The organism is Flammeovirga pacifica (assembly GCF_000807855.2).
Lineage (GTDB): Bacteria > Bacteroidota > Bacteroidia > Cytophagales > Flammeovirgaceae > Flammeovirga > Flammeovirga pacifica.
In genome coordinates this window covers 405-839 of sequence record NZ_JRYR02000015.1, presented here as the reverse complement: position 1 = coordinate 839, position 435 = coordinate 405, and the positions used below count along the sequence as shown (strand labels likewise).

The 435-nt window shown below is 25.1% G+C and carries 1 protein-coding gene; it reads right to left on the bottom strand.

Going from position 1 to position 435, the window contains the following annotated elements; translation table 11 throughout:
* Positions 1-126: 126 nt before the first annotated feature.
* The gene (locus NH26_RS24910; RefSeq protein WP_071397311.1) at positions 127-351 is read right to left on the bottom strand and encodes a hypothetical protein; all 225 of its coding nucleotides are present in this window, start codon (positions 349-351) and stop codon (positions 127-129) included.
* Positions 352-435: the final 84 nt, after the last annotated feature.

Genomic DNA, 435 nt, shown 5'->3' with positions numbered 1-435 from the left:
GCTACAGCATAAACAAAAGGAAATTGAGTGTTTAAGTAGTGGCTTACTACAAAAATAGAGTAAGCCACACTAATAATAATTAATAGAAAATGAGGAATATTTTTTAAATTATTCATGTACGTATTTTTATTTTTTCTCTAATAAGTCTTTTATTAAAAAAAGTGTATCTAATATTTCGTCACACCTTTCAGGTATTTCTATTTCTCCATTTATTGAAATGTTTTTAGATTCTTTTTCGTAAGAAATAGCGACAGAAAGCGTTAAAAATCTAATAAGCTTTTCTAAATCGTGAGATATATTATTTATACCTTTTACTTCCTCTAGTTGTGAAATTGTTTGAATTGTCGTCATTGGATTTATAAGTTATTTTGATTGTAAATATTTAGTACTTCATTGATTACTGTATCATCATGAATTTTATAATACTGTTCAGTT

Bases quoted from the DNA above. Each gene is read 5' to 3' on its own strand.
- NH26_RS24910 (WP_071397311.1), bottom strand. From the start codon at position 351: ATGACGACAATTCAAACAATTTCACAACTAGAGGAAGTAAAAGGTATA.